The organism is Stappia sp. MMSF_3263, from assembly GCF_030733745.1.
Lineage (GTDB): Bacteria > Pseudomonadota > Alphaproteobacteria > Rhizobiales > Stappiaceae > Stappia.
This window is the reverse complement of record NZ_JASHIK010000030.1, coordinates 1-21980: the sequence shown is the minus strand read 5'-3', so window position 1 is coordinate 21980 and position 21980 is coordinate 1. Positions and strand designations below refer to the sequence as shown.

The 21980-nt window shown below is 67.1% G+C and carries 16 protein-coding genes, 1 pseudogene and 1 riboswitch; of the genes and pseudogenes, 11 read left to right on the top strand and 6 right to left on the bottom strand.

The window, feature by feature from the left end; genetic code table 11:
* Positions 1-69: 69 nt before the first annotated feature.
* Positions 70-780 (top strand): GntR family transcriptional regulator, encoded by a 711-nt coding sequence (locus RBB46_RS21590; RefSeq protein WP_306031123.1) that lies wholly within the window; start codon positions 70-72, stop codon positions 778-780.
* Between the two features lie 206 nt (positions 781-986).
* Here the strand turns inward: RBB46_RS21590 and RBB46_RS21585 are convergent, their stop codons facing one another.
* Genes RBB46_RS21585 through RBB46_RS21560 form a run of 6 tightly spaced genes read right to left on the bottom strand, consistent with a single transcriptional unit; the run spans position 987 to position 7606 of the window.
* Entirely contained in the window at positions 987-2483 is a 1497-nt protein-coding gene (locus RBB46_RS21585; protein WP_306031122.1) for an ABC transporter ATP-binding protein, read from the bottom strand.
* The gene (locus RBB46_RS21580) at positions 2480-3352 is read right to left on the bottom strand and encodes an ABC transporter permease (protein ID WP_306031121.1); all 873 of its coding nucleotides are present in this window, start codon (positions 3350-3352) and stop codon (positions 2480-2482) included. The genes RBB46_RS21585 and RBB46_RS21580 overlap by 4 nt, the downstream gene beginning before the upstream one ends.
* Positions 3303-4256: an ABC transporter permease gene (locus tag RBB46_RS21575; RefSeq protein WP_306031120.1), complete on the bottom strand. Its 954-nt coding sequence runs from the start codon at positions 4254-4256 to the stop codon at positions 3303-3305. The genes RBB46_RS21580 and RBB46_RS21575 overlap by 50 nt, the downstream gene beginning before the upstream one ends.
* The gene (locus tag RBB46_RS21570; RefSeq protein WP_306031119.1) at positions 4253-5815 is read right to left on the bottom strand and encodes an ABC transporter substrate-binding protein; all 1563 of its coding nucleotides are present in this window, start codon (positions 5813-5815) and stop codon (positions 4253-4255) included. The genes RBB46_RS21575 and RBB46_RS21570 overlap by 4 nt, the downstream gene beginning before the upstream one ends.
* Positions 5812-6756, bottom strand: a complete 945-nt coding sequence (locus RBB46_RS21565) for a DMT family transporter (protein ID WP_306031118.1) — start codon at positions 6754-6756, stop codon at positions 5812-5814. Before RBB46_RS21565 ends, RBB46_RS21570 begins: the two co-directional genes overlap by 4 nt.
* Positions 6757-6796: 40 nt before the next feature.
* Positions 6797-7606: a class I SAM-dependent methyltransferase gene (locus tag RBB46_RS21560; RefSeq protein WP_306031117.1), complete on the bottom strand. Its 810-nt coding sequence runs from the start codon at positions 7604-7606 to the stop codon at positions 6797-6799.
* A gap of 115 nt (positions 7607-7721) precedes the next feature.
* Positions 7722-7912: riboswitch (cobalamin riboswitch) on the bottom strand.
* Positions 7913-8170: 258 nt separating this feature from the next.
* Between RBB46_RS21560 and RBB46_RS21555 the strand changes: the two genes are divergently transcribed.
* The 10 genes and pseudogenes from RBB46_RS21555 to RBB46_RS21510 form a co-directional block, all read left to right on the top strand.
* Positions 8171-9565, top strand: coding sequence for a sigma-54 dependent transcriptional regulator (locus RBB46_RS21555; RefSeq protein ID WP_306031116.1), 1395 nt, complete (start codon positions 8171-8173; stop codon positions 9563-9565).
* Complete coding sequence (locus tag RBB46_RS21550; RefSeq protein ID WP_306031115.1) at positions 9558-11621, top strand: cache domain-containing protein; 2064 nt, start codon at positions 9558-9560, stop codon at positions 11619-11621. The genes RBB46_RS21555 and RBB46_RS21550 overlap by 8 nt, the downstream gene beginning before the upstream one ends.
* Positions 11622-11981: 360 nt before the next feature.
* Positions 11982-13697, top strand: coding sequence for an OFA family MFS transporter (locus RBB46_RS21545; protein WP_306031114.1), 1716 nt, complete (start codon positions 11982-11984; stop codon positions 13695-13697).
* Positions 13698-13782: 85 nt separating this feature from the next.
* Positions 13783-14691, top strand: coding sequence for a LysR family transcriptional regulator (locus RBB46_RS21540; RefSeq protein ID WP_306031113.1), 909 nt, complete (start codon positions 13783-13785; stop codon positions 14689-14691).
* Between the two features lie 91 nt (positions 14692-14782).
* Complete coding sequence (locus tag RBB46_RS21535) at positions 14783-15262, top strand: formate dehydrogenase subunit gamma (protein ID WP_306031112.1); 480 nt, start codon at positions 14783-14785, stop codon at positions 15260-15262.
* Positions 15259-16797, top strand: a complete 1539-nt coding sequence (locus tag RBB46_RS21530; RefSeq protein WP_306031111.1) for an NADH-ubiquinone oxidoreductase-F iron-sulfur binding region domain-containing protein — start codon at positions 15259-15261, stop codon at positions 16795-16797. The genes RBB46_RS21535 and RBB46_RS21530 overlap by 4 nt, the downstream gene beginning before the upstream one ends.
* A 4-nt stretch (positions 16798-16801) precedes the next feature.
* Positions 16802-19669 carry a formate dehydrogenase subunit alpha gene (gene fdhF, locus RBB46_RS21525; protein WP_306031110.1) on the top strand — a complete coding sequence of 956 codons (2868 nt, stop codon included), beginning with the start codon at positions 16802-16804 and terminating at the stop codon, positions 19667-19669.
* Positions 19670-19671: 2 nt separating this feature from the next.
* Positions 19672-20487, top strand: coding sequence for a formate dehydrogenase accessory sulfurtransferase FdhD (gene fdhD / locus RBB46_RS21520; RefSeq protein ID WP_306031109.1), 816 nt, complete (start codon positions 19672-19674; stop codon positions 20485-20487).
* Positions 20477-20692, top strand: a complete 216-nt coding sequence (locus tag RBB46_RS21515; protein WP_306031108.1) for a formate dehydrogenase subunit delta — start codon at positions 20477-20479, stop codon at positions 20690-20692. Before fdhD ends, RBB46_RS21515 begins: the two co-directional genes overlap by 11 nt.
* A gap of 168 nt (positions 20693-20860) precedes the next feature.
* Positions 20861-21980: pseudogene (locus tag RBB46_RS21510) on the top strand (hypothetical protein); the annotation flags it as partial.

The window sequence follows — 21980 nt, the reverse complement described above, 5'->3', positions numbered from 1 at the left end:
TCCGGAATTCAGGTGATTTCAGGCTTGTCGTCCGCGTTGGATCGCACCCGGACCGGGAAGGAGAGGGCCTTGTCACTTACCCAGGACGCCTGCGAGCGGCTTCGCGAGGCCATCGTTTCAGGCAAGTTCGAGTTCGGCGAACGGCTGTCGGAAGAGCAGATCGCGCGGGCATTGGGCATGAGCAAGGCGCCGGTGCGCGCGGCCTTCATGGACCTGCGCGACATGGGACTTGTCACCATCGTGCCGCAGGCGGGTACCTATGTTGTCACTCCCTCGCGGCAGGACGTGGAGGCGATGAGCCGCTTCCGCGCGATGCTCGAACGCGAGGCGCTGGATACGGCCCTGGCGCGGGATCCGGACGCCCTGGTGCATCGGCTGAACGGCGCGATTTCGCAGATGCAGCACGCCATTGATGTGGGCGAATGGTGGCTCTACAGCAGGGCCGACAGCGCCTATCACAGGGCGATCCTGCAGATGGCGGGCAACCGCTACCTGGAGAAGGCCTACGACCTGACGGCGAATGCGCTGGAGGCGCTGCGCGCCCGGCTGCAATCCGGCGAGGGCAATTTCTGGAGCCGCTCCTTCGCCGAGCATATCGAACTGCGCGACCTCGTCGCGCGCCGGGAATTCGAGGCCGCCCGGGCCCTGCTGCAGGAGCATATCCTGATCATCAACCGGTCGCTGTCGCTGCCGGAAACCGACCCGCAGGCCCGCCAGAAGGGCAAGCGGCGGTCCGACCAGGAATGCCTGGAAATCCTCTCGGCCCCGCTGGCGCCGTGATGTCGGCGGTCGTTCCAGGCTGGACGTGATCGCGGTTGTCCCCGTTCACCCTGCGGGGACAAGGGCTGTCCCGCGCAGCAGCCGGAGTGCCGGAGCGGTGCCTGAAACGACGGAATCGTTCCGGCAGACTTGTGCAAACGCGACAATTTCGAACAAAAAACTGCGTCAAATTGCAGCGTAATTTATCGAAATTGTCGCATTTTTGTCTAACCGACCGCCTCCAGCGGAGCGTCAAGTTGCAGCGGCTGCCGGCAGGCCGCGACCGGTTCCTGCCGGCCCGGCGTCACCCCGTCCAGGTGCAGAACAGTGTCGGCGACCGCCCGGACCAGCTCGGCGTTGTGGCTGACCAGAACCAGCGACAAGCCGCGTTCGGCGACGCAGTCGCGCAACAGCATCATCGTCTCGCGCTGAACGATCGGATCGAGCCGGGATGTCGGCTCGTCGGCGACGATCAGCCAGGGGTCGAGCATCAGCAGGCGGGCCAGCGCCAGCCGCTGCGCCTCGCCGCCCGATACCTCGCCGATGCGGCGGTGAAGCAGGGCCGGGGAGAGATGCAGGCGCTCGAGAACCGGTCGAAGGGCCTCCATGTCCGGGCGGGCGGCCGAAAGGGCGAGGACATCGCGCAGCTGGGCGCCGATGCCGCGATGCGGCGCGAAGACCGTGGCCGGATCCTGGTGTAGCTTCTGGAAGCGGCGCCGCAGCCGCCGCAATCCGCCGCGATCCCTCAGGATGTCGCAACCGCGCCATGATACCTCACCGTGCAGTGGCGGTAACAAGCCAAGCAACACGTTGCCGAGCGTGCTCTTGCCGACGCCGCTGGGGCCGGTGACGGCCAGCACCTCGCCGCGATGCACATGCAGGTCGAGATCGCGGAAAAGGGGGCGGGCGGGGTGATGCGCCGCGCTGAGGCCGTGTGCCGCGAGCACGACGTCGTCGGAGGCAAGGCAGGTCGGGCAGGCCGGCCAGTTGCGGGGATCGGCGGCGAGCCATGCGCGCGAATAGGGATGCCGTGGCCGCGACAGGACCTCGTCCGTCTCGCCCGTCTCGACAATCTCCCCGTCCTTCATGATCGCGACGCGGCCGGCGAGCGCGCGAACAACGGCAAGATCATGGGTGATGACGAGAAGTGTCTTTCCCTCGTCGTTGAGCTGGCGGAGAAGGCCGGTGACCCGGGCGATGCGATGGGTGTCGAGGCCCTTGGTCGGCTCGTCGGCGATCACGAGCCCGGCCGGACTGGCGGCGGCGTTGGCGATCAGGACGCGCTGCGCCATGCCGCCGGAGACCTCGAAAGGATAGAGGCCGCCGGTCGCGGCCGGGAGGTCGACCCGGGCGAGCAAGTCGGCGGCCTTCGATCCGTCATCGGGGTCGACAAGTTGCCGGGCGATGCGGGCAAGCGGATCGAGGGCGGCCGCCGGCTCCTGCGGCACGATGCAGGTTTCCCGGTCCCAAAGTGTGCGAAGAGCCTGGCGGTCCCGCGCATCGACTGCCTTGCCGTGGGCGAAGCGAAACGTGCCGCGTGCGTGAAGCTCCTGCGGCAGCAGGCCCATGGCCGCCTGGGCAAGCAGGCTCTTGCCGGAGCCGGTCTCGCCGATGACGCAGAGGATCTCTCCGGGCCGCAACGCCAGCGGGCCGATGCTCACAAGCGGCGTTCCGGACCGGTCGAGAACTTCAAGCCGATCGAGCGAGAAGGCGTGCGTGGTCATTCCTGTCCTCCTGCGAGACGCGCGGCGATGCTTTTGCCGACAAGGGTGAAGGCGAAGACGCTTGCGACGATGGCAAGGCAGGGCGCCAGGATCTGCACCGGCGCTTCCGGCGCATAGGGGAGCAGTTCGCCGATCATCGCGCCCCATTCAGGTGTGGGCGGCTCCAGGCCAAGGCCGAGAAAACCCAGCGAGGAAATCGTCAGGATCGCGGAGCCGACGCCGAGCGCGGCAAGCGAGACGGTCTGGCGCAGCACGGGCGGCAACAAGTGATGACGCAGGATGTGCCCTGACGAGAAGCCGGCGAGCCGGGCGGCCTCGACATGGGTTTCCTGCAAGGCGACGCGCGCGTTGGCGCGCGCCATGCGGGCAAAGAGCGGCCACAGGGCAATCTGGATGCCGATCGCCATGGGCAGCAGGCCGCCGCCGGTGAGCCCGGCCAGCAGCAGGGCCAGCAACAGGCCGGGAAAGGCAAGGACGAGGTCGGCGAGGCGCATGATGAGAGTGTCGGAGAACCGGCCGCGAGACCGAGCAGCACGCCCAGAACCGCCGTCGAGGCGACACAGGCAAGGGCGATGCCGAGCGAGCGCGGGGCGCCGTGAAGAACGCGGGAGAGGATGTCGCGGCCAAGGTGATCCGTGCCGAGCAGATGGCCGGCTCCCGGCGGCGCCAGCACCGCCATCAGGTCCTGCCGGTTCGGGTCCGGCAGGGGGAGCCAGAAGGGGGCAAGGCTCGATACGGCAAGGAGGCCGGCAAGCGTCAGGCCGGCGACAAGGCCGTATGGCGGGTGCCGACGGTGCGGGCGGGCGAGATCGGAAATGTTCATGCGCTGCCCATCCGTCGCAGGCGCGGGTCGAGCCGGTAGCAGGCAAGGTCCGCCGCAAGGTTGGCAAGGGCGTAGACCAGGCCGATCAGCAGGCCGGCGCCCATGATCATCGGAATGTCGCGGGCGAGCAGCGAGCGGATCAGCAGGTTGCCGAGGCCAGGAAAGCCGAACAGCGTCTCGACGACGACGAAACCGTCAATCATGTAGGCCATCTGCAGCGCCATGAAGGTGACGACCGGGATGGCGGCATTGCGCAAACCATGGCGCCGGAATGCCGTGCCGGGCGGCAGGCCGCGGATCTCCGCATAGGTCATGAAGAAGGCGGAGTGGACGTCGACCACGGCGTTGCGCACGACCCGCACGGAATAGGCGGCAAGGCCAAGGGCAAGCGTCAGGGCGGGCAGCACCATGTGGGCGGTCGAACGGTAGCCGGCCGGGGGCAGCCAGCGAAGCCAGAGCGCGAACAGCGAGATCAGCAGCACGCCGACAAGGAAGGCCGGCGTCGAGGCGAGCAGCACCGCCAGTCCCTGGGTGACGCGGTCGAGCCAGCCGCCGGGACGCCTGCCGGCGGCCAGACCCAGCGGGATGGCGACCAGATAGGAGAGCAGCCAGCCGGTCAGTCCGAGCACAAGTGTCAGCCGGGCATGGGTCGCCAGTTCCTCGATCACCGGCCTGCCGCTGACCATCGAGACGCCAAGGTCGCCGCTGGCGAGCCGGCCGATCCAGCCCGCATATTGCTCGGGCAGCGGTCGGTCGAGCCCTTCCTCGCGGCGGATGCGCTCCGTCAGTTCCGGGGTCAGCCGGTCCTGGCCCGTGCGCGCGGCGGCGACGCTGAGGGCGAGGTCGCCGGGCAGGGTCTGAACGAAGGCAAAGCACAGCGTCGCCAGGACGAGGGCGACGGCGACCGCCTGCGCGAGGCGGGCGCCGATGATCCGGGCGAGCTGCATCATCCCGACAGGGACACGTCTTGCAGGTTGAAACGCAGCTCGAACGGATCACCGCGAAAGCCGGACAGGCGCTTGTTGATGGCGATGATCTGGTCGTACCAGACGACCGGGATCAGGGGCACCTCCTCGTGAATGATGCCGATGATGCCTCGGCGCAGCTCGGCCTGGCGTTCCGCGTCGGCTTCCCGCAGGTAGCGCGCGACAAGGGTGCGCAGTTCCTCGTTCTTCCAGCCCGTGGTTCCGGCCGCACCCGGCGGGATCGTGTCGCTGGCGAAATCGGCGGCGACCGTCCCGATCGGATCCGGGACGATCGCCAGGTTGCGGGAGGTCAGACCCATGTCAAGGCTGCCGTCGCGCTGCGCCTCGAAGATTGCCGTCCATTCGCCGACGCCGATGGCCAGGTCGTAGCCGATCTCGCGGAACTGCGCCTGCATGGCCGTGGCGATGACCGGAAGCTCGGGCCGGTTGGCGAAGGTCAGGATTTCGCCGGAGAAGCGGACGCCGTCCTTCATTCGGATGCCGTCCGCGCCGCGTTCCCAGCCGGCTTCGTCAAGCAGCGCGTTGGCGGCCGCAACGTCCTTCGCGTGCGGGGCGATGTCATCGAAATGCCAGTTGGCGAGGACCGGCGGCATGTACTGGGTGGCGGCGAGCGCCGGGTTGCGCATGATGCCGGTGGCGATCGCCTGCCGGTCGAGGGCCATGTTGATGGCCTGGCGGCAACGCTTGTCGGAAAATTGCGGCTTGGCGCAGTTCAGCATCAGGGTGTGAACGCGCGGGACGACCGGCCGGTCGATCGTCATCAGGCCGGTTGCCTCGACACGGCGAATGCTCGGGGCGGGGATGTTGAAGACCAGATCGCTGTCGCCGGCGATGGCGATGTTGCCGCGCGTTTCGCCATTGGGGACGGCGTCGTATTGCACCGTCTCCACCGTGCCCATGCCGCCGCGCCAGGCATCGTGACGCACCAGCCGCATGGCATGGGGAAGTTCCAGCTCGTCAAGACGGAAAGGGCCGGTGCCGACGGGCCGCTCGATCGCGCCGGAGGCGGAGAAGGACGAGTGCGCGACGATGGCGGCGGAATTGTCGACGAGATAGGACAGGAACGGGCCGAACGGTTCGTCCAGCGAGAAGACGAGATCATTGCCCTCGACATCGATCGCGGCGATGCCGGCACGCTGGAGATAGAGCGTTTCCCCGATCAGGCGCTCGAGGCTCTCTGCGACCTCGCGCGCGGTGCACGGCGTGCCGTCGTGAAAGACGAGATCGCCGCGGATGCCGAGCCGCCAGCGCGTCGCGTCCTCGTTGACCGACCAGCTTTCCGCCAGCGCGGCTTCCAGGCGTCCCTGCTCGTCCACCGCCATGAGGGTTTCGACGATGCCGGGCCTGGTGAAGGAATAACCGGAATTGGCAAGATTGGTGGAGCGGATCTCCCAGGGCTGGGCGATGCGGAGCTGCGGGCCGCCGGCCGCCGCCGTGGCAAGGCGCGAGGGCAGGGCGGCTGCGCCCGCCAGAAGCGCCGAGCCGGCCAGAAGATGTCGGCGGGAGAGATGTGCAAGGCTCATGGTGTCATCCTTTGCGCTGCGGAATTGCGGAAAAATCTCAACCTGGGAGCGAAGGCGACGAGGGCCGCGGCCGCGACCACGACCACCGCGCCGACAAGGCTGAGGGGGGCGGGAACAAGGGCGAAGACGGCAAGATCGAAGCCCATTGCCCAGATCATCGCGGTGTATTCGAACGGGGCGAGGGTGGAGACGGGAGCGCGGGCGACGGCCTCCGTCATGGCGATGTGGGCAAGGCCGCCGCACAGGCCCGCGCCGACGAGCCACAGGAGCGTTGTTCCGTGGGCATCGCTCCAGCCGAAGGGCGCCGTGGCAAGGCCGGCAAGGGCACAGACCAGCGCGAAGTAGAAGGCGATGGTGCCCGCCGGTTCGCTCGCCGTCAGCCGCTTGATCTCGACCTTCGCCGAGGCGGTGGTGATGGCGCAGGCAAGCCCGGCGGCGACGCCCAGAAGCGTCGAGAGGTCGGGCTCCGGCCCGTTGAAGGCGGGTGCCAGCATCAGCCCGATGCCGGCGAACCCGAGGCCGGCGGCGCCGATCACCAGCGGGTCCGGTCGCTCCTTCAGGAAGAACATGGCGAAGGGAATGGCGACCAGCGGAGCCAGGAAGCCGAGGGCGGTGGCGAGCGCCAGCGGCAGATAGGCGAGGCACAGGAAGGAGAAGAACATGGCGGCGCAGCCGAAGGCGCTGCGGCGCAGATGCCCGAGCGGATTGCGGGTCGCAAGGGCTGCCGGAAACCGGCCGATGATCACCAGGTAGATGACGATCGGCACCAGCGCGACGGCGCTGCGCCAGAACACGATCTGCCCGACCGGCGCCTCGAAGGAGGCGAGGCGGACACACAGCGACATGCTGGCGAAGAGGCCCGTTGCGGCCAGCCGGAGTGCGATGCCGGCGGCGGGGTTGTCGCTGGCGGGCGCGGGCTCCGCGAGAGAGGGGTGTGTCATGCGGGAAGGCATCCGGTTCTGGGGGGGCAGGCAGCGGGCTTCAGGCTGCGGGTTTGGTGGCGGACAGCAGGAAGGTGCGGCCGCCATAGGTTGCGGCAAGGCGCAGGCGCTCGCTCCAGTTCGCGGCTTGCCACTGGCGGCGGCGCACCTGCGAGAGCGTGTCGGCCTGGATGTCGGTGAAGCCCGCATCGGCCAGCATCAGGTGAAGCTCGCGGGCCTTAAGGCCCTCACGGAAGTGAACCTGCGCCATGATCCGCTCGTGCGCCGCCTGGTCCCACAGGGGGCGGTTGCCCCGAAGGGGGTCGAGCTTCCGCGACAGGGTCATGAGAAGACGGGAGAGGGCCGTGGTCGAGACCCAGTCTCCATCGGCGATGACGAGCCGGCCGCCGGGCTTCAGCACGCGCCACCAGTCGGCGAAGGCGGCGGCGGGGTCGACCAGCGTCCACACCAGGTGCCGGCAGACAACGGCGTCATAGGCGTTGTCGGCCATCATGGTGTTCTCGGCATCGCCGAGATGAAAACGCACGCGGGTTTCGGGGTGCTTGCGCCGGGCCCGCTCGATCATCGCCTCGCAAAGATCAATGGCGTCGATGTCGCAGCCGAGACGCGCCAGCACGCGGGTGATCTCGCCGGTGCCGGAGGCGAGCTCCAGCACCTTCGCGCCGTCGGCGATCCGCCCGTGACGGCGAAACAGGGACGCCCAGGCGAGCAGCTCCGCATCGGTGCGGATCTTGTGCCCGAAGGAGAGATCGAAGGTCTCGGAGCGGGTTGTCCAGTAGTCGCGAATCTCGTCCTTGACGGAGAAATTCGTCCTGTCGGCCTCAACGGGAAACCTTGTCGCAATCGTCATTCGCTCATCCACGCATCCGGTGCATCGGCAGGGCCGGAAGGGAGAGCGCAGACACGCGAAGCACGCACGATCGGCTGGAACGGGCGCACCAAGCGCTCCGGTGCACCCCGCCCGGACCGAGAACAAACGTGCAGGCAGGTCTCCTGGCTCGCGGGTCGTCACGACGTGGTCGCCTTCCCGGATCTCTCCAGTGGCCATCGACCGGTCGCTCGCCGCTCACAGTTGCGGGGGCAGCCGCGGGTTTGAACCGCGTTCCCTTTTCAGCCCAGACCTGAAATCCGGGCCACCAGCACGTGATGACAAGGGATAGTTGCCGGCCGGGCGGGCGTCAACATAAAGGCGAGAGGGCATCGGAAGATCCACCGGTTGCAACGGGGTCCGGCCGGGGCCGGGCGGCTGGCTGCGAAGCGGCATGATTGTTATAGTATAACAAAACACCACGCAAGAGGCATAAGGACGGGCGGAATTCGCTCCGGGGCGTTATGTCGGGCGTCGGGCTGTGCTATCCCTGGGGACAAATAGACATAAAACGACAGCAAAAGCCGGGGGGAGCTCATGGGGACGGTGGCGTCCAAACGCGCAGCGCAGGCGTCTGCCGACGCGGAATTCGGGCCGTGGCTGTCGCAGGCCTCGATCCTGATTGTGGACGACGAGCCGGGCATGCGGAACTTTCTGGTCAGGACGCTCGCGCCCTATTGCAAGCAGGTCGAGGAGGCGGAAGACACCGCCATGGCCTCGGCCAAGCTGGATGCGCATCACTTCGACGTCGTCATCCTCGACAATATCATGCCGGGAAAGTCCGGCGTGGAGTGGCTGGCCGAGCAAAGGGAGATCGGCTTCTTCGCCCGTGCGATCCTGATGACGGCCTATGCGGACCTGGAGACCGCGATCCAGGCGCTGCGGGCCGGAGCCGTCGATTTCGTGCTGAAGCCGTTCCGCTCAAACCAGCTCCTCAACGCGGTTGCCCGCTGTCTCGACCGGGTGACGCTGTCGCGGGAGAACCAGGTGCTGCGTCACCAGCTGCAGGCAACGTCAGACCACCTGCTGCTGCGCGACAAGCTGATCGGCCATTCCCCCCAGATCGGCCTGATCCGCGAGACGATCGCCCGGGTCGCGCCGCTGCCGACCTCGGTGCTGATCACCGGCGAATCCGGCACCGGCAAGGAAGTCGCGGCCCGCTCGATCCACGAGCTGTCCGACAGGAGCGACAAGCCCTTCGTGCCGGTCAACTGCGCGGCGATCCCGGCCGACGTGATCGAGGCGGAGCTGTTCGGGCACCTGAAGGGGGCCTTCACCGGCGCCGGGTCGAACCGGGAGGGGCTCTTCATGCATGCGCAAGGGGGCACGCTGTTTCTAGATGAGATCGGCGACCTGCCGCTGCCGCTGCAGGGCAAGCTGCTGCGGGCGATCGAGGACCGCCGGGTCCGCCCGATCGGCTCGGAGCGCGAGGTGCCGGTCGACCTCAGGTTCGTCTTCGCCACCAATGCGGATCTCGAGAGCCAGGTGGATGCCGGGCGGTTCCGGGCGGACCTTTATTATCGCATCAATGTCCTGCAGCTCGAGATGCCGCCGCTGCGCGCACGCGGCGACGACATTCGCGAACTGGCCGAGCTGTTCATGAGCAAGTTGGCCGTGCAACTGGGCATGCCGCCGGCGCCGATGGGCGCGGAGACCGTCGCCGGGCTGCTCGCCTACGAGTGGCCGGGGAACGTGCGGGAGCTGCGCAACATGATCGAGCGCTCGCTCATTCTCGGCCGCTTCCCGGAGGAGATATCGGGCAAGGGCGGGTCGGCATTGGCCGGTCGCGACAGGCTGGAACCGGAGACGCTGGAAGAGGTCGAACGGCGCCATATCCTGTCCGTGCTGGCGGCGAGCGAGGGCAACCGGGCGGAGGCGGCGCGGCGCCTGGGCGTCTCGCGCAAGACCATCGACCGCAAGCTCGCGGACTGGAATGGCTGAGGCCAAGGGGGCGTCGGCCCACCGCAGCCGTCTCTCCGTCCGGGTCCGGCTGCTCGCCATCGCGCTGCTGCCGACGCTGGTCGTGCTGCCATTGTTCCTCGGCTGGGCGATGGTGCGCTGGAACTCGAAATTCGATTCCCTGCTGAAATCCAAGGTCAATGGCGACCTGACCATCGCCCATCAGTATTTCACGCGGATCCTGGAGAATTCCGGCGAGCGGATCGACGCGCTCGGCCAGTCGGCGGAGTTTCGCGATATCCTGGCAAGCCGGGACAGCGGCGAACTGGCCGCCCTGCTGGAGCGCCGCCGGGAGGCGCTGGGCCTCGACTTCCTCTATCTCGTAAGCGGACAGGGCGCGGTGCGGGCTGCCTCGCCCGCCGGCGCCCGGCCGCCGCCCGGCCGCGACTGGCCGGTGATCGCCAAGGCGATGAACGGGGAACCGGCGACCAGCGTCGACATTTTCGAGGGCGAGGACCTTGCCGGCATCTCGCCGGACCTGGCGGCGCGCGCGAGCCTTGACCTTATTCCGACGCCGAACGCGGTGCCGAGCGCGCGCACCACCGAGACAAGGGGCATGATCGTGCATTCGGCAAGCCCGGTGATGATGCCCGGCAGTTCCTCGGCCGCCCTTGTCGGGGGGATATTGCTCAACCAGAACCTGGTGTTCATCGACACGATCAATGACCTGGTCTACCGCGAGGCGAGCCTTCCGGAGGGCAGCCAGGGAACGGCGACGCTCTTCCTGGAGGATGTGCGCGTCAGCACCAATGTGCGTCTCTTCGAGGATCGCCGGGCGCTCGGCACGCGGGTTTCGGCGGCGGTGCGCGAGCGGGTCCTGGGGCAGGGGCAGGTCTGGCTCGACAGCGCCTTCGTGGTCAACGACTGGTACATCTCCGCCTACGAGCCGATCGTCGACAGCCGCGGCGAGCGGGTCGGCATGCTCTATGTCGGCTTTCTGGAAACGCCGTTCCAGGAAGAAAAGCTGGCGACGCTCATTGCCGTCCTGTTCGGCTTCGTGGTCGTCACCGCCGGCAGCGTGCCGATGTTCCTGCGCTGGGCGCGGGGCGTCTTCAAGCCGCTGGAGCGGATGACGGACACGATCGCGCGGGTGGAACGCGGCGACCTTGGCGCCCGCACCCGCTCCAATGGCGAGAGCGACGAAATCGCCCGCGTGGCGCAGCATCTCGACCACCTGCTCGACCTGGTTCAGGAGAGCGACCGGCAGTTGCGATCCTGGAACGAGGAGTTGAACGACCGTGTCGAGGAGCGAACGCGCGACCTGATGCAGGCCAACAGGCAGCTCGAGGAAACCACCAAGCAGCTGATCATGTCGGAGAAGCTGGCGGCCATCGGCGAGATCACCGCAGGCGTCGCCCACGAGATCAACAATCCGATCGCCGTCATTCAAGGGAACCTGGAAGTGCTCCGGATGCTTCTTGGAGAACGGGCCGAGGTCGCGGGCACGGAGATCCGGCTGATCGACGAGCAGGTGCACAGGATCAACCAGATCGTGATGAAGCTGCTGCAATTCGCCAAGCCGGACGAGTATGCCGGTTATGCCGACCGCCACGCACCCGACGAGGTCATTTCCGACTGCCTGCCGCTGGTGCGCCATCTGCTGCGCAAGACCGAGATCGAGGTCCGGCGCGAGCCGCTGGCCCGCCGCACGGTGCTGATGAACCGGACGGAGCTGCAGCAGGTGCTGATCAACCTGATCGTCAATGCGGTGCACGCGATGCCGAAAGGCGGCGTCCTGTCGCTGAAGACGCGCGACACGACCCGGGACGGCACCGAAGGTGTGACCGTCGAGGTCGCCGACACGGGCGTTGGCATGAGCGCGCAGGTGCTGGAGCGGGTCTTCGACCCATTCTACACGACCAAGAGCCGGCAGGGCACGGGCCTCGGCCTGTCGATCACGCAGACGCTGGTCAGCCGGCAGGGCGGGGACATCCGTGTCGACAGCACACCGGGAACAGGCACCATCTTCACGATCTGGCTGCCGGAGACCTCCCCACCGGAGACCTCCCCGCCGGAGATCTCGCCACTGGAGGCCTGAGAGGCGAAGGTCAAGCTGCCGATGGCGGACAAAATGTCCATGCCATGCAGCGTTTCGCCCGGGGGGCCGGACAAATTGACCTTCCTGAATAGCCGTTTTCTATCAAGTCATTGATAACACTTATTTCCTCGAGTTGGCTTCGAACTTGCTCATGTCATGGCGCTGCCTGGACGCAGCTCCCGCTTTCATTCGGGGGCTGCCGCTCCCGGCCAGGGGCGGGAGGCCTCTGGCGGGACGATGCAACCGGCAGCGGGCATCCGGTCCGAAAGGTCCGGCCGGGAGAGGATGTCGATTGCCGGCACCGGCCAGACCGTCTTCGCCGAATGCCCGGATATTCGTGCATGGGAGGAGAATTGGTGCATGTTTGACAGGCTGAAGAAACAACACATCGTCGCAGAGGACGGGTTCAACCGCTGGAAGGTTCCGCCGGCGTCGATCGCCATCCATCTGTGCATCGGCTCCGTCTATGCATGGAGCATCTTCAATCCGCCGCTGATCAAGCAGTTCGGCGTGGTTGCCGCGGCGCCCGGCGACTGGAGCCTGTCGTCCGTGGTCTGGATCTTCTCCGTATCCATCGTGTTTCTCGGTCTGGCCGCGGCCTTTGCCGGCAAGTGGCTGGAAGAGGTCGGGCCGCGCATGGTGGGCGTGGTCGCCGCGATGTGCTGGGGCGGCGGCTTCATCATCGGCGGCGTCGGCATCATGACGCACCAGCTGTGGCTTCTCTATCTCGGCTATGGCGTGCTTGGCGGATGCGGCCTCGGCCTTGGCTATGTCTCGCCCGTGTCGACGCTGATCCGCTGGTTCCCGGATCGGCGCGGCATGGCGACGGGCATGGCCATCATGGGCTTTGGCGGCGGCGCCATGATCGCGACGCCGATCAAGGAATACCTGCTCGGCCTGTTCTACAAGGCGCCCGACTATCTGGGCCCGCAAGGAGCCGTCGAGCTTGTCACCGAGGGCGGCAAGCGGATGGCCGAGGTGAACGGCCAACTGGTCGAGGTGGTGATCGCCGGGGCGAAGCAGGTGGCGGCCGCTCCGGTCCCGCTGCAGGAAGGCATCTATGTGGTGGGCACGGGAAACACCGGAGCGGCGGGCACGTTCTTCACGCTCGGCATCGTCTATTTCTTCGTGATGATCATCGCCGCCTTCTCCTACCGGGTGCCGCGTGAAGGCTGGCTCCCGGCCGGCTGGACGCCGCCGAGCGCCGATGCCGCCTCGCGCAAGATGATCACCCAGAACAACGTCCATATCGACCAGGCGCTGAAGACGCCGCAATTCTACCTGTTGTGGATCGTGCTGTGCTTCAACGTGACGGCGGGCATCGGCGTGATCGGTGTCGCCAAGACCATGATGTCGGAGATTTTCGGAACGACCCTGCCGATGATCGTGAACTCCGCCTTCGCGGCGACCTATGTGTTCATGATCTCGGTCTTCAACATGGTCGGCCGGTTCTTCTGGGCGTCGACGTCGGACTATATCGGGCGCAAGAACACCTATCACTGCTTCTTCGTCCTGGGCATCATCCTGTATCTGTCCATTCCCTTCGCGGCGGCGCAGGTCAGCGTGAACCCGGCGGTGACATGGCTGGTCATGTTCTATGCGGCCACCATGATCATCTTCACGATGTATGGCGGCGGCTTCGCGACGATCCCGGCCTATCTGGCGGACATTTTCGGCACCAAGTATGTCGGCGGCATCCACGGACGCCTGCTGACCGCCTGGAGCACCGCCGGCGTGCTGGGCCCGCTCGCCATCACGCAGTTGCGCAACATGTCGCTGACCAACGCGATCTCGGATCTTGCATCCAAGATCGATCCGGCAACCTTCGCCGAGAAGTTCGGCGCGGGCGTCGACCAGCTCGACCAGCTTGTCGCGGCCAAGACGGTGACGGTGGCGCAACTGATGGAGATCGCGCCCCCGGGGACCGTCGATCCGACGCCCAGCCTCTACAACACCACCATGTATGCCATGGCGGCCCTGCTGGTGATCGCCCTGGTGGCGAACGCGATGGTGCGGCCGGTGGCCGATAAACATCACATGGAGTCCATTGAGGGGGCGGAACCGGCGAAAGCCTGATCACCACGGTTACCTGGACCCGGGCGCGTTCCCCGTGCCCGGGTCCTGTCTGGCCGGAAACGGCCATGCAGTGCGGAGGCCGGTCGTGATCGACAAGCTGGAAATGTTCATGGCGCTTGCCCGCGAGCGGCATTTCGGCCGGGCGGCGGAGGAGTGCGGGGTGACCCAGCCGACCCTGTCGGCGGCCGTCAAGCAGCTCGAGGAGCAACTCGGCGTGCTGCTGGTGCTGCGCGGCTCGCGCTATCAGGGCCTGACGCCGGAGGGCCAGCGGGTGCTGGACTGGGCGCGGCGGCTGGTCGCCGACGTGCGGACAATGCAACAGGAGATCAAGACGGTGCGTGACGGCCTCAGCGGTCACTTGCGCATCGCCGCGATCCCCACGGCGCTGTCCTATGTCCCGAAACTGACGATGCCGTTCGCCGAGCAGAATCCGGGAGTGCGCTATTCCATCCTGTCACGGTCTTCCGCAGACATCCTGTCGCTGCTGGAGAATCTCGAGATAGATGCCGGCGTCACGTATCTTGGAAACGAACCCGTCGGCCGGGTCGTCCAGGTCCCGCTTTACCGGGAAAGCCATTGTCTGGTGACAACGCGCGGCGCGCCACTGAGCGAGCGAAAACGGGTCACCTGGCGCGAGGTCGGCCGTGTGCCGCTCTGCCTGCTGACACGGGGCATGCAAAACCGCCGCATCGTCGACAGCATGCTCGCCGAGATGAATGCCGACGTGACGCCGACACTGGAGTCGGATTCGATCGTGGCCCTGATGGCACATGTGCGCAGCGGGCGCTGGGCGACGATCGTGCCGCAGAGCCTTGCGGAGACGTTTGCAAGCGAAACGCTGCGGATCATCCCGGTCACCGAACCCGATGTCGGCACGATGGTCGGTCTGGTGACAACCCGGCGCGAGCCGCATGCACCGCTGATCGCGGCGCTGCTGCGTCTGGCGCGGCAGGTTTCGGCAAGTAAAAAATTGGAGTCCGTTGCTCATCTATAGAAATGTGCAATCGCTCAACGGAACAGCGCTGTTGATGTTTCGCCCTGTATTGCAGAGGTTCCGTCATGCCGGCACGGCGAGGGAGGAATAAATGGTTTTGCAGTTGTCATCGCAAGAGATCGCGGAGCGGACGAGCGCCGTTGTCGAAGAACTTGCCCAACTCGAAGGGCCTCTCCTGCCCATCCTGCATGCGGTGCAGCAAGAATTCGGCTTCGTCCCGGCCGGTGCGCTGCCGGTGATCGCCGAAGGTCTCAACCTGAGCCGAGCGGAGGTGCATGGCGTGATGTCGTTCTACCATGACTTCCGCGAGAAACCCGCTGGCCGGCATGTGGTGAAGGTCTGCCGTGCCGAGGCCTGTCAGTCCATGGGAGGCGATGCCGTTGCCGAGCGGATGCGCGAAAGGCTCGGCGTCGACTGGCACGAGACGACGGCGGACGGCAATGTGACGCTTGAACCGGTCTTCTGCCTCGGGCTGTGCGCCTGCGCTCCGGCGGCGATGGTGGACGAGCGCCTTGTCGGGCGGGTGGACGAGGCGCGTGCCGTCGCCCTGCTGGCAGAGGTGGGCGCATGAGGATCTTCGTTCCCCGGGATGCGGCGGCCAGGGCGCTTGGCGCCGATGCGGTCGCGGCCGAGATCGAGGCGCAGGCGCGGCAGCGCGGCGTCGATGTGGAAATCGTGCGCAACGGCAGCCGGGGCATGGTCTGGCTGGAGCCGCTGGTGGAGATCGACGGGGCCGCCGGCCGGCTTGCGTTCGGCCCGATGGATGTGGCGGATGTCGCGGGCCTGTTCGAGGCGTCCGAGAATCATCCCAAGGCCCTCGGCCCGACGGACGAACTGGACTGGATGAAGCGGCAGACGCGGCTGACCTTCGCCCGCTGCGGCGTCGTCGATCCGCTGTCGCTTGCCGACTACGAGGCGCATGGCGGGCTTGCGGGCCTGCGCCGGGCGATCGGCATGACGGGCGCGGAGATCGTCGAGGAAGTGACCGAGTCCGGCCTGCGCGGCCGTGGCGGGGCGGGCTTCCCGACGGGCATCAAGTGGAAGACCGTCGCGGGCGCGGATGCCCCGCAGAAATACATCGTCTGCAATGCGGACGAGGGCGACAGCGGCACCTTCGCCGACCGGATGCTGATGGAGGGCGATCCCTTCACGCTGATCGAGGGGATGGCGATCGCCGGGCTCGCGGTCGGGGCGACCAAGGGCTACGTCTACCTGCGCTCCGAGTATCCCGACGCCATCGAGGTGATGAGCGAGGCGGTAAGGATCGCCCGGCAGGAGCGGATGCTCGGGGGCTCGGTGCTCGGCTCCGCCCACGCCTTCGACATGGAGATCCGTGTCGGCGCGGGCGCTTATGTCTGCGGCGAGGAGACCTCGCTCTTGAACAGCCTGGAGGGCAAGCGCGGCGTGGTGCGGGCGAAGCCGCCGCTGCCGGCGCTGGAGGGGTTCCTCGGCCGGCCAACCGTGGTCAACAACGTCATCTCGCTGGCGAGCGTGCCGGTCATCCTGGAACGCGGCGCCGCGTTCTATCGCGACTTCGGCATGGGCCGCTCGCGTGGTACAATCCCGCTGCAGATCGCCGGAAACGTGGCGCGGGGCGGGTTGTTCGAGGTTGCCTTCGGCCTCAGCCTTGCCGAGATCGTCGACGAGATCGCCGGCGGCACGGCAAGCGGCCGGCCGGTGAAGGCGGTGCAGGTCGGCGGCCCGCTCGGCGCCTACTTCCCGCGCGAGCTGTTCGACACGCCCTTCGGCTACGAGGACTACGCGGCGCAGGACGGCCTGATCGGCCATGCCGGCCTCGTCGTCTTCGACGACACCGTCGACATGCTGAGCCAAGCCCGGTTCGCCATGGAGTTTTGCGCCATCGAGAGCTGCGGCAAGTGCACGCCCTGCCGGATCGGCGCGGTGCGCGGGGTCGAGACGGTCGACCGGATCGCCAGGGGAGACCGGCCGGACGAGCAGATCGTTCTGCTGAAGGACCTGTGCGAGACGATGAAGGCGGGATCGCTGTGCGCGCTGGGCGGCTTCACGCCCTATCCCGTGGTCAGCGCATTGACGCATTTCCCGCAGGATTTCACCCCCCGGCCCCTGGCCGAAGCGGCGGAGTAGACCCATGACCCTGATCAAGGAAACCGATTTCGGCACACCGGCGGCAACGTCCGAGACCATGGTCACCCTGACGGTCGACGGTTTCGACGTCACCGTTCCGCAAGGCACGTCGGTGATGCGCGCGTCGGTGGAGGCGGGCATCAAGATCCCGAAGCTCTGCGCCACCGACATGGTCGATGCCTTCGGCTCCTGCCGGCTTTGCCTCGTCGAGATCGAGGGCCGGCGCGGGACGCCCGCCTCCTGCACCACGCCGGTGGAGCCGGGCATGGTGGTGCGCACCCAGACGGGCCGGCTGAAGGACCTCCGGCGCGGGGTGATGGAGCTCTATATCTCCGACCATCCGCTCGACTGCCTGACCTGTGCGGCCAATGGCGATTGCGAATTGCAGGACATGGCCGGCGCGGTCGGCCTGCGCGACGTGCGCTACGAGGCCGTCGACACGCATTTCAGGGCGAAGAACACCTCGGGCGAGGCCAATCCGCAATGGATGGCGAAGGACGAAAGCAACCCCTATTTCACCTATGACCCGGCGAAATGCATCGTCTGCTCGCGCTGCGTCAGGGCCTGCGAGGAAGTGCAGGGCACGTTCGCGCTGACCATCGAGGGGCGCGGCTTCGACAGCCGGGTCTCGGCCGGCATGCACGAGGATTTCCTCGCTTCCGAATGCGTCTCCTGCGGCGCCTGCGTGCAGGCCTGCCCGACGGCGACCCTGCAGGAAAAGTCGGTGATCGAGATCGGCACGCCCGACCGGTCGGTGGTGACGACCTGCGCCTATTGCGGCGTCGGCTGCTCGTTCAAGGCGGAGCTGCGCGGCGACGAGCTGGTGCGGATGGTGCCCTACAAGGACGGCAAGGCCAATCGCGGCCATTCCTGCGTCAAGGGGCGCTTCGCCTATGGCTATGCCTCGCACAAGGACCGCATCCTCAACCCGATGATCCGCGAGAAGATCACCGATCCCTGGCGGGAGGTCTCCTGGGAGGAGGCGCTGTCCTTCGCGGCGACGCGGCTACGCGCCATCCAGTATGAGCTGGGCAAGGACGCCATCGGCGTCATCACCTCCTCGCGTTGCACCAACGAGGAAACTTACCTGGTGCAGAAGCTGACCCGCGCGGTGTTCGGCAACAACAACACCGACACCTGCGCCCGGGTCTGCCATTCGCCCACCGGCTACGGCCTCGGACAGACCTTTGGCACCTCCGCCGGCACGCAGGATTTCGACAGTGTCGAACAGACCGACGTGGTGGTGGTGATCGGCGCCAACCCGACCGACGGGCATCCGGTCTTCGCCTCGAGGCTGAAGAAGCGCTTGCGCCAGGGGGCGAAGCTGATCGTCGTCGATCCGCGCCGCATCGACCTGGTCAAGACCCCGCATGTGGAGGCGGCCCATCATCTGGCCTTGCGGCCGGGCACCAATGTCGCCGTGGTGACGGCCCTTGCCCATGTGATCGTCACGGAAGGGCTGTTCGACGAGGCCTTCATTCGCGAACGTTGCGACCAGGACGCGTTCGCCGACTACGCGGAATTCGTCTCGGACGAAAAGCACAGCCCGGAAGCGGTGGAAAGCCTGACCGGCGTTCCCGCGCAGGACCTGCGCGAGGCCGCGCGGCTCTATGCCAGGGGCGGCAACGGCGCGATCTATTACGGCCTTGGCGTGACCGAGCACAGCCAGGGCTCGACCACCGTCATCGGCATTGCCAACCTTGCCATGCTGACCGGCAATATCGGCCGGCCGGGCGTCGGCGTGAACCCCTTGCGCGGCCAGAACAACGTGCAGGGCTCCTGCGACATGGGCTCGTTCCCGCACGAGTTGCCGGGGTATCGCCATGTCAACGGGCAGGAGGTGCGCGACATCTTCGAGAGCATGTGGGGCGTTTCGATCTCCGACGAACCGGGGCTCCGGATCCCTAACATGCTCGACGCGGCGGTCGACGGCACCTTCAAGGGTCTCTACTGCCAGGGCGAAGACATCCTGCAATCCGACCCGGACACCAAGCACGTGTCGGCGGGCCTTGCGGCGATGGACTGCGTCATCGTGCATGACCTCTTCCTCAACGAGACGGCCAATTACGCACATGTGTTCCTGCCCGGCTCGACCTTCCTGGAAAAGGACGGGACCTTCACCAACGCGGAACGCCGGATCAACCGGGTCCGCAAGGTGATGGCGCCGAGGAACGGCTATGCCGACTGGGAGGTGACCCAGATGCTCGCCAACGCGATGGGCGGCAACTGGAGCTACACCCATCCCTCGCAGATCATGGACGAGATCGCGGCGACGACGCCGAGCTTCGCCAATGTCTCCTACGCGCTGCTGGAGGAGAAAGGCTCGGTTCAGTGGCCCTGCAACGACAAGACCCCGGACGGCTCGCCGGTGATGCATGTGGACGAGTTCGTGCGCGGCAAGGGGCGGTTCATCCGCACCGACTATATCGCGACGGACGAGAAGACCGGGCCGCGCTTCCCGCTGCTGCTGACCACCGGCCGGATCCTGTCGCAATACAATGTCGGGGCACAGACCCGGCGCACCGGCAATGTGGTGTGGCACGCGGAGGACCTGCTGGAGATCCATCCGCATGACGCGGAGGTGCGCGGCGTCAAGGACGGCGACTGGATCAAGCTCGCCAGCCGGTCCGGCGAGACAGCATTGCGGACGAAGATCACCGACAAGGTGTCGCCGGGCGTCGTCTACACGACCTTCCACCACCCGACGACACAGGCCAATGTCATCACCACCGACTATTCCGACTGGGCGACGAACTGTCCGGAATACAAGGTGACCGCGGTGCAGGTCATGCCCTCGAACGGCCCGACCGACTGGCAGGAGAAATACGAGGAATTCTCCACGCTGTCGCGGCGCATCGAGGCGGCCGAGTAGCCATGGCGACGCATCGCCCCGTCAGTGGTGTCGTCTGCCGCGACGGCCGCTTCGCCACCTCGACGCGCGAGCTGGCCGAAGAGATGGCCGTCGCGCTCAGCTACAACGGGTCGACCCAGGCGGTGATGATGGCAACGCCCGCCGATCTGGACGATTTCGCCACCGGCTTCTCGATCACCGAGGGCTTTGCCACGCGCGAGGAGATCGTCTCGGTCGAGGCCGTGCGGGCGGTGCGCGGGATCGACCTGAGGATCTGGCTTGCCGAGAAGGCCGGCCGGCGGCTGAACGAGCGCCGGCGGTCGATGGCCGGTCCCGTCGGCTGCGGGTTGTGCGGCATCGACAGCCTGGAGGAGGCCATGCGGCCGCCGCCGCCGGTCACGGTCCGGCTGGCGCCGGTGGCGGCGGGTGAGATCCGCGAGGCCATGGCGGCGATTTCCGCGCATCAACCGCTTCATGATGCCACAAGGTCGGCGCATGCGGCCGGCTTCTGGCTGCCGGGACAGGGCATGCTGGCGGTGCGCGAGGATGTCGGCCGGCACAATGCGCTCGACAAGCTCGTCGGCGGGCTCGTCCGCAAGGGCATCGCGCCCGCCTCCGGGATCATGCTGATCACCAGCCGGGCGTCGGTCGATCTCGTCCAGAAGACCGCGATGGCCGGTTGCGGCGTGCTGGTCGCCGCGTCGGCGCCGACCGCCGCCGCCGTCGAGACGGCCGAGGGGGCCGGCATATGCCTTGTCGGTCTTGGCCGGACGGACGGCTTCGAAATCTTCTCGAGACCCGAACGAATTCACTCGCGGAAAGACGCAAATGTCGCCTGAGAAACTCACCTACATGGCCAACCAGATCGCCGGTTTCTTCCGCACGCGGCCACGCCAGGAAGCGATCGACGGCGTTGCGGATCATATCAGCAAGTTCTGGGCGCCCAGAATGCGCGCCCAGCTGTTCTCCATGATCGAGCAGGGCGGGGCGGGCTTCGATCCGCTGGTTCTCGATGCCGCGCCGAGCATCCGCAAGGTCGGATAGGCCGTTCGGCAGTCGTTTTTCAATCAGGAACGGTTTGCATTGCCAACGGGGCCGCAGGGCGTCGCGTGCCGGACCCGCGCGCCCGCGGAAATCCGCCTGATTCATGGACAAGAGGGCGAGAATCAAAGACTAATCAAGGGATATCGGTATTCTTCAAAGGAATTGACGATGGCCAAGGCCGCGCGACACAGGCATGTGCACGACCGGCTGCGGCTTGGAACTTCCCTCATCGCGATCATGATTTCAGGCGCTGCCCTTGCGGACGGCGCAACACTTCCCGCCTGCGAGGCATCGGGCGCGGGAAGCACACTGCATATCGTCAGGAACGGCGGCGCGGGCGCCGATGGTCACGGGACGGTGCTGCCCCAAGCCGGCGGAAGCGGGGGGACGGTGGCGTGCAGCGTGGGCACTTCGCCGGGCAGCACGGTGCTTCCGACCAGTGTCGTCTCGAATGGCGGCCAGGGCGGCAACGGCGACGAACTCAACATCGGTGTCGCGATCATCGGCGCGCCGGGCGGCGCGGGCGGAAGCGGGGGGACGGTCAATCTCCTCGTCGACGGCTCGCTGACCACCAACATTACCGGACACGCCGTCCTGGCGGTTGGCGGACTGGCCGGGAACGGCGGCGTCTCGACCAGGTCCCAGGTGGTCAGCGGCGGGGCCGGCGGCACCGGCGGGGCGGGCGGCACGGTGACGCTGACCCATGCGGGAACCCTGACGGTGGGCGGCGACGAAAGCTCCGCGCTGGAGGCAACCAGCACGGGACGGGCCGGCGGCCTGGGCGGTGGCACCACGGATGACCTGGTTCTCGGCGCGTTCACGGGACTTGCCGGCGGGCAGGGCGGTGCCGGCGGCCATGGCGGGGCGGCGACGATCAACAACAGCGGCACGATCACGATCGGCAACGGCGCCTATGTCGGTGTCCGGGTGCGCAGCATCGGCGGAGACGGCAATACCGGAGGGGTCTCGGAACGCGGCGTGTTGGGGCACGTGCATGTCGGGGCCAGAGGCGGCAATGGCGGCAATGGCGGCCTTGCCACGCTCACCAACAGCGGCAGCATCACGACGAGCGAGATCAACGTCACGGCCGTGCTCGTCCAGACATCCGGCGGCAATGGCGGCACGGGCGGTACGGGTATCGGCGGGATCGGCGGCAATGGCGGCGACGGGGGCACGATCAACGTCACCAATACCGGCACGATCCTGACCCGGGAGAAATTCTCCGACGGCGTCTTCACCCAGTCGGTCGCCGGCAATGGCGGGGCGGGCGGCCACGGCGCTGCCGGGG

Coding starts and splice junctions, on each gene's coding strand:
- RBB46_RS21585 (WP_306031122.1), bottom strand. CDS start 2,483: ATGACCACGCACGCCTTCTCGCTCGATCGGCTTGAAGTTCTCGACCGG.
- RBB46_RS21575 (WP_306031120.1), bottom strand. CDS start 4,256: ATGATGCAGCTCGCCCGGATCATCGGCGCCCGCCTCGCGCAGGCGGTC.
- RBB46_RS21570 (WP_306031119.1), bottom strand. CDS start 5,815: ATGAGCCTTGCACATCTCTCCCGCCGACATCTTCTGGCCGGCTCGGCG.
- RBB46_RS21565 (WP_306031118.1), bottom strand. CDS start 6,756: ATGACACACCCCTCTCTCGCGGAGCCCGCGCCCGCCAGCGACAACCCC.
- RBB46_RS21560 (WP_306031117.1), bottom strand. CDS start 7,606: ATGACGATTGCGACAAGGTTTCCCGTTGAGGCCGACAGGACGAATTTC.
- RBB46_RS21550 (WP_306031115.1), top strand. CDS start 9,558: ATGGCTGAGGCCAAGGGGGCGTCGGCCCACCGCAGCCGTCTCTCCGTC.
- RBB46_RS21545 (WP_306031114.1), top strand. CDS start 11,982: ATGTTTGACAGGCTGAAGAAACAACACATCGTCGCAGAGGACGGGTTC.
- RBB46_RS21535 (WP_306031112.1), top strand. CDS start 14,783: ATGGTTTTGCAGTTGTCATCGCAAGAGATCGCGGAGCGGACGAGCGCC.
- RBB46_RS21530 (WP_306031111.1), top strand. CDS start 15,259: ATGAGGATCTTCGTTCCCCGGGATGCGGCGGCCAGGGCGCTTGGCGCC.
- fdhF (WP_306031110.1), top strand. CDS start 16,802: ATGACCCTGATCAAGGAAACCGATTTCGGCACACCGGCGGCAACGTCC.
- fdhD (WP_306031109.1), top strand. CDS start 19,672: ATGGCGACGCATCGCCCCGTCAGTGGTGTCGTCTGCCGCGACGGCCGC.
- RBB46_RS21515 (WP_306031108.1), top strand. CDS start 20,477: ATGTCGCCTGAGAAACTCACCTACATGGCCAACCAGATCGCCGGTTTC.